Annotated in this window: 7 protein-coding genes and 1 rRNA gene; 7 read left to right on the forward strand and 1 reads right to left on the reverse strand. The window is 64.9% G+C overall.

From position 1 onward, the window contains the following. Window positions 1-28 precede the first annotated feature (28 nt). The 7 genes from AC56LG_RS04950 to AC56LG_RS04980 all read left to right on the forward strand — a co-directional run bounded on the left by AC56LG_RS04950 (window position 29) and on the right by AC56LG_RS04980 (window position 5967). Window positions 29-295, forward strand: a complete 267-nt coding sequence (locus AC56LG_RS04950) for a hypothetical protein (RefSeq protein ID WP_497164993.1) — start codon at window positions 29-31, stop codon at window positions 293-295. A 230-nt stretch (window positions 296-525) separates the two neighbouring features. After that, complete coding sequence (locus AC56LG_RS04955; RefSeq protein WP_497164994.1) at window positions 526-1038, forward strand: adenine phosphoribosyltransferase; 513 nt, start codon at window positions 526-528, stop codon at window positions 1036-1038. A gap of 138 nt (window positions 1039-1176) precedes the next feature. Beyond that, a complete protein-coding gene (locus AC56LG_RS04960) occupies window positions 1177-2706 on the forward strand; it encodes a YifB family Mg chelatase-like AAA ATPase (RefSeq protein WP_497164995.1) in 1530 nt (509 codons plus the stop codon). A gap of 36 nt (window positions 2707-2742) precedes the next feature. Next, window positions 2743-3255 carry a hypothetical protein gene (locus AC56LG_RS04965; RefSeq protein ID WP_497164996.1) on the forward strand — a complete coding sequence of 171 codons (513 nt, stop codon included), beginning with the start codon at window positions 2743-2745 and terminating at the stop codon, window positions 3253-3255. After that, window positions 3255-3986: an ABC transporter ATP-binding protein gene (locus AC56LG_RS04970; protein WP_497164997.1), complete on the forward strand. Its 732-nt coding sequence runs from the start codon at window positions 3255-3257 to the stop codon at window positions 3984-3986. Before AC56LG_RS04965 ends, AC56LG_RS04970 begins: the two co-directional genes overlap by 1 nt. An 8-nt stretch (window positions 3987-3994) precedes the next feature. Then, the gene (locus AC56LG_RS04975; protein ID WP_497164998.1) at window positions 3995-5548 is read left to right on the forward strand and encodes a permease-like membrane multi-spanning protein; all 1554 of its coding nucleotides are present in this window, start codon (window positions 3995-3997) and stop codon (window positions 5546-5548) included. 74 nt (window positions 5549-5622) lie between these two features. Continuing rightward, window positions 5623-5967, forward strand: a complete 345-nt coding sequence (locus AC56LG_RS04980) for a DUF1840 domain-containing protein (protein WP_497164999.1) — start codon at window positions 5623-5625, stop codon at window positions 5965-5967. A gap of 132 nt (window positions 5968-6099) precedes the next feature. Here the strand turns inward: AC56LG_RS04980 and rrf are convergent. Further along, a 5S ribosomal RNA gene (rrf, locus tag AC56LG_RS04985) occupies window positions 6100-6196 on the reverse strand; the annotation flags it as partial.

Consider the following 6196-nt stretch of genomic DNA (forward strand, 5'->3'; position numbering starts at 1 on the left):
CTCGTGACGCGAACCGACCATGTAGACCATGTTCGTCGTCAGCGTCGGTTTCGATGCATCCGGAAACAGCAGGACGCGCAAGCCGTTCGCCAATCGGTATTCGGTGATGCCTTCGACCGAGGTCACCTTGACCGGACCGTTTTGCATGCCGGACTTCGCCTGGACCGGCGCTGCCTTCGCGGCTGTACCTGCGGCGAACGCCGGCGACAGGATGCCGGCGCTGATCATCAATGCAACGAGAATTTTCACTTTTTATATCCCGGACGATTTATACATACAAACAATAAACGGTTAATCGGCCGTTTATTCACCTTGTGCAGCAACGGCTTGTCTTATTAACGCCATTCATTGCAATCCCTATTTGGAACTTAAACAATGAAGCTTGGCTTGCCATAAGTCAATAAAGAACGGAGCGCGGCCTGTTCCGCTCTCCGGCGCCGACACGGCACGGTCACGCATCGTTTGCGCAGACAGGCGATAATCGTTACCTCCCATTCGCTTTATCTACACGAGCATCTACCTGACATGAATGACTTCGACAGCGTTCCGCTGGAATTTTTTCAGGATTACCCGGAACCGGGTGTCAATTTTATCGATGTCGGCTGCATTTTCGATCACCCCGACCATTGGCGTCTTGCCATCGATACCTTGCACGCGCAGACCGAGGGCCTGCACTTCGACTTCATCCTTGCCATGGACGCGCGTGGATTCATGATCGCCGGCGCCCTCGCCTACGAGCGCAAGGTCGGCTTCGCCATGGCGCGCAAGGCGGGCAAATTGCCCGGCAAGGCGATCAGCATCGATTACCGGCGCGAATACGGCAGCGCGACCATCGAGATCCAGCCGGAGCGCATCAAAGGCCGGCGCGTGCTGATCGTCGATGACGTGCTGGCCACCGGCGGCACCATCGAAGCGGCAGCATCGCTGCTGCGCCAGCTTGGAAAAGAGGTCGTCGGTGCAGCGGCCCTGTTCGATATCGCCTTCTTCAAGGACAAGCGCGCGCTGACGATGCCGGTCGTGACCTTGCGCGACGTATGATACTTGCTCCAGGCACTTGACTGGACCATCATTGCCGACCACGCAAGCGCCCGCCAACCCGCGCACGATTGGCAGCGCTCAAAGACGCGTCCAGACAGCGGCGCACCATCTGGCAGTCCCGTGTTCGCCAGGAGTGCCATGAGTCTCGCCGTCTTACGCAGCCGCGCCCTCGCCGGCATGGAAGCCCCCGCCGTCAGCGTCGAGGTGCATCTGGCTAACGGACTACCGGGGTTAACGATCGTCGGCTTGCCCGATGCCGAGGTGCGCGAGGCGAAAGACCGGGTGCGCGCCGCCTTGCAGAACGTCGGCTTCGAGATGCCGGCGCGGCGCATTACCGTCAACCTGGCGCCGGCCGACCTGCCCAAGGAGTCGGGCCGTTTCGACCTGCCGATCGCGCTCGGGATCCTGGCGGCATCCGGCCAGATCCCGGCCAGGGAACTGGACCGCTACGAGTTCGCGGGCGAGCTCTCGCTGTCCGGACAGTTGCGTCCGGTTCGCGGGGCGCTGGCGATGACGTTCGCGATTGGACGCAGCGGCGCGGACGGCAGTGGAAACAAACAGCGCGCATTCATCCTGCCGCGCGCGAACGCCGACGAGGCAGCGCTGGTGACCGACGCCGCCATCTATCCGGCCGACACGCTGCTGCAGGTGTGCGCCCACTTCGCCGCCGTCGACGACGGCGCGCGGCTGGAGCGCTACCGTAACGAGCGTCCCGGCCAGCCGGTGTGCTATCCCGACTTTGCCGACGTCAAGGGCCAGCAGCACGCCAAGCGGGCACTCGAGATCGCGGCGGCGGGCAACCATTCGCTATTGCTGATGGGGCCGCCCGGCGCCGGTAAAAGCATGCTGGCAGCGCGCTTTCCCGGCTTGCTGCCGCCGATGACGGACGAAGAAGCGCTGGAAGCGGCCGCGGTGCAATCGCTCAACGGCAGCTTTTCGATCGAGCGCTGGCGTGTGCGCCCGTTTCGCAGTCCGCACCATACGAGTTCGGGCGTGGCCCTGGTCGGTGGCGGCGGCGTGCCGCGTCCGGGCGAAGTCTCGCTGGCGCATTGCGGGGTATTGTTCCTGGACGAACTGCCCGAGTTCGACCGCAAGGTGCTCGAGGTGCTGCGCCAGCCGCTCGAGTCGGGCCGCATCACCATTTCGCGTGCGGCGCAGCAGGCGGATTTTCCGGCGCGCTTTCAATTGATCGCCGCCATGAACCCCTGCCCTTGCGGCTGGCAGGGCCATCCGTCTGGCAAGTGCCACTGCACCATTGAAACCGCGCTGCGCTACCGTGACCGCATTTCCGGTCCGCTGCTCGACCGCATCGACATGCAGATCGAAGTCAACGCCATGTCGCCCGATGCGATGAGCGCGCGCGCCGATGGCGAAAGCAGCGCCGCCATCGCCGCACGGGTCGCCCTTGCCCATGCGGTGCAGCTGGAACGACAGGGCAAGCCGAACCAGCGCCTGAACACACACGAGATCGAACGCCATTGCGCGCTCGACCCGCTGGGCGAACGCACTTTGCGCTCGGCCATGTCGCTGATGAACTGGTCGGCGCGCGCCTATCACCGCGTATTGAAAGTGGCGCGCACGATCGCCGACCTGGCGGGCGCGTCGGCGATCGGCGGCACCCACATGGCCGAAGCGGTGCAGTACCGGCGCGGCTTGAACGAACGCTGAGTAGCGCAGGAGAGAGCGCCCTGCTACCATCGATGCATGCAAAGACGACTATTTTGTGCACTGCCGCTGGCTGCTGCCTTGCTCCTGCCCGGCTGTCATCCCACCTATAACTGGCGCACCTACAGCAGTCCGGATGCGCCGTACCGGATCATGTTTCCGGCCAAGCCGGCGACGCACACGCGCAGCGTCGACCTGGACGGCATGCAGGTCGACATGACGATGACGGCGGCCGAGGTCGAAGGCGTGACCTTCGCCGTCGGTACCGGCATCGCGCCCGATGCGGCGCGCGCCCGGGCCGCGGTCGCCGCCATGAAGACAGCGCTCGTGCGCAACATCGGCGCCGAGGTCGCGCGCGAAAGCGCCGCGGCCGGCCCCGACAGCGCGCTCGACATCGATGCGGTCGGCAGCGCCAATGGCCAGCCGATGAAGCTGCGCGGCCGTTTCGAAGCGCATGGCAAGCGTTTTTATCAGGTGGTCGTGATGGGCAAGGCGAATGCGATGACGCCGGAACACGTTGATCAGTTCATTTCTTCGTTCAAACTGCTGTGATGACGGAGACCCCCGCCTTGGTGCTCTCCGGGCTGCGCAAGCACTTCGGCCGCCCCGCCGTGGACGGACTGGACCTCACAGTCGGACGCGGCGAATTCTATGCCCTGCTGGGGCCGAACGGCGCGGGCAAGACGACGACCCTGCGCATGGTGGCCGGCCTGGTGGCGCCGGATGCGGGGCGGATCGAAGTGCTCGGCATCGACCTGGCGGCCGACCCGGCGGCGGCCAAGCGCCGCATCGCCTACCTGCCGGACGACCCGATGTTGTACGGCAAGCTCAAACCCGTCGAATACCTGGAATTCGTGGCCGGCCTGTGGGGGATCGACGGCAGGGTGGCCGCGCCGCGCGCGCGCGAGCTGCTGGCCTGGCTCGACCTGGAGCAGCATGCGCATGAATTGACCGAGGGATTTTCGCGCGGCATGAAACAAAAGCTGGCGCTGGCCGGCGCCCTGATCCATACGCCGGAACTGCTGATCCTGGACGAACCGCTGACCGGACTCGACGCCGGCGCCGCGCGCCAGGTCAAGGACTTGCTGCTGGCGCACGTGGCCGGGGGCGGCACGGTGATCCTGACGACCCACATCCTCGAAGTGGCGGAACGGCTGGCGCAGCGCATCGGCATCATCCAGCACGGCCGGCTGATCGCGCAGGGGACGCTCGACGAATTGCGCGTGGCCACGCCCGGCGCCACGCTGGAGGACATGTTCCTGCGCCTGACGGGACCGGCGTGAACCTGGAGGTGAACCTGCCTCCCGGGAGTACGTCGTGGCTGCTGCGCCACGAGCTGCGGCTGTTCTGGTATACGACGATCGCCGCCGGCAAACCGGGTGCGCCGCGGCGGCCGAACTGGCGCGTGCTGGGTGGCGGCCTGCTGGCTTGGGCCGCCCTGCACGTCGGCGTCTTCTTCCTGCTGCGCGAGATCGGTCCCGGCACCGGTGCCCTGCCCCATCAATTCGTGGTCATGGCCAGCGCGATGCTGCTGACGACCTTTCTTTTCATGCTCTCGAGCGCGCTCAAGGGGAGCGTGGAGACATTGTTCGAGCGCGGCGACATGGATTTACTGTTGTCGTCGCCCCTGCCTTCGCGCAGCATCTTCGGCGTCAAGCTGGCAGGGATGGCGGTCGGTGTCGCCGGACGCTACCTGTTCTTCCTGGCGCCGGTCGCCCATGTTGGCCTGGTGCTGGGGCAACTGCGCTGGGTGGCAATCTATCCGGCGCTATGCGCGCTGGCGCTGCTGGCAGCCTCGGGCGCGATGCTGCTGACGCTGGTACTCGTACGCCTGCTCGGTGCGCGCCGTACCCGCGTCGTGGCGCAGGTGCTGGGCGCGCTGGCCGGCGCCTTCCTGTTCCTGCTGTCGCAGGCGGGCACTCTCCTCTCGCAAGAAGGCGGACCGGCGCCGTCGGCGATCGCCAGGGTGATCGCCGCCGTACAGTCGCTCGATCCGCACAGCCCGCTTTTGCTGCCGGCACGCGCCGCCCTGGGCGAGACCGGTCCGGCGGCCCTCATCGCCGGGTTCGGCGTGCTTGCCGCGGTGCTGACCGTAAGCTTGACGCACAGGTTTTTCGTGCGCGGCCTGCAACAGGTGGCCGGCAGCGAAAGCTCGTCCAGGCGGACCGGGCCGGTACGCTACCGCTTCGAACGCAGCCTGGTAGCGCTCATTATCGTCAAGGAATGGCGCCTGGTCCGGCGCGATCCGCTTCTCATTTCGCAAGTGCTGCTGCAATTGCTGTACTTGCTGCCCTTGTGCCTGCTGGTCTTCCGCAAGGACGCGCTGCAGTTGGCGGCGATTGCGGGCGGTCTGACGATGCTGTGCGGTTCGCTCAGCGCCTCGCTGTCCTGGATCATCCTGCTGGCGGAAGACGCGCCCGACCTGCTGCAGACATCGCCCGCGCAATCGGGCACGGTGCGGATGGCGAAACTGGCAGCCGCCGTCGTGCCGGTTCTGGCGCTGGTGGTGCTGCCGCTGCTGTGGCTCGGCACGCGTGCCCCGCTGGCAGGAGCCGTCACGGCGGCGACCGTCTGTGGCGCTGTCCTGAGCACAGCGCTGGTGAATCTGTGGACGGGCCGTCCGACGCCGCGTGGCGAATTCAAGAATCGGGGCAAACGCAGCATCGTGACCATCCTGCTCGAGCTGTGCAGTTTGCTGTCGTGGGCAGCTCTGGCGCTGCTGCTGCCGCGTGCGCTTGGCGCAGCGCCAGTCGGCATTGCGCTTGCCGGCATGCTGGGCGCGACTGCGGCGATCGCCCTGGGTACCGTTCCGCTTGCGTGGCTGCTGCGCCACCGCGCCCGCTAGCGGCGTGCGCGACATGACCGCAGGCGGCACTCGTGTTATCGTTTAGTTACGATGAAAACACACGAGAATGCATTATGTTAATCACTTTCAAAAGCAAGGCGTATCCCGACGTGATGATGTACCAGGATCACGCAAAGCGGATTCTTGACCTGCTCAACAAGGAGCCGGAAATCGGCGTCATCACCTCCGCCGAAGCCGAGCGCGCCGTCACGCTGCTCGAGCACGAAATCGAAGAGAGCCGCAAGCATCCACCGACCGAACTGGTCGAGCAGGACATCAAGGCACACCGGGGCGAAGACGACGACGATCCGGACCACGAGCAAGTGCAAGTGGTCAGCTTCTCGACGCGGGCTTACCCGATGCTCGAAATGCTGCGTGCGGCACGCGACAACAAGTGCGACATCCTCTGGGGTGTTTGATTTCCAGTAGTCGTAGGGTGGGCACCTGTGCCCACGCGGTCTCAGCAGTTGATCATCCAACTCTCTGGGGACAAACTACCAGACGAAAAAAAACCCGCTCAGATCTCCGAGCGGGTTTTTCTCTTATAACTAGCCTGACGATAACCTACTTTCACACTGGTTGCAGCACTATCATCGGCGCAAAGTCGTTTCACGGTCCTGTTCGGGATGGGAAGGGGTGGGACCGACT

The sequence above is a fragment of the Telluria sp. ZB2R32 genome (assembly GCF_059685715.1).

What these genes read in the sequence shown, in the direction of transcription:
- AC56LG_RS04950 (WP_497164993.1), top strand. Translation starts at nt 29, where the DNA reads ATGTTCGTCGTCAGCGTCGGTTTCGATGCATCCGGAAACAGCAGGACG.
- AC56LG_RS04955 (WP_497164994.1), top strand. Translation starts at nt 526, where the DNA reads ATGAATGACTTCGACAGCGTTCCGCTGGAATTTTTTCAGGATTACCCG.
- AC56LG_RS04960 (WP_497164995.1), top strand. Translation starts at nt 1,177, where the DNA reads ATGAGTCTCGCCGTCTTACGCAGCCGCGCCCTCGCCGGCATGGAAGCC.
- AC56LG_RS04965 (WP_497164996.1), top strand. Translation starts at nt 2,743, where the DNA reads ATGCAAAGACGACTATTTTGTGCACTGCCGCTGGCTGCTGCCTTGCTC.
- AC56LG_RS04970 (WP_497164997.1), top strand. Translation starts at nt 3,255, where the DNA reads ATGACGGAGACCCCCGCCTTGGTGCTCTCCGGGCTGCGCAAGCACTTC.
- AC56LG_RS04980 (WP_497164999.1), top strand. Translation starts at nt 5,623, where the DNA reads ATGTTAATCACTTTCAAAAGCAAGGCGTATCCCGACGTGATGATGTAC.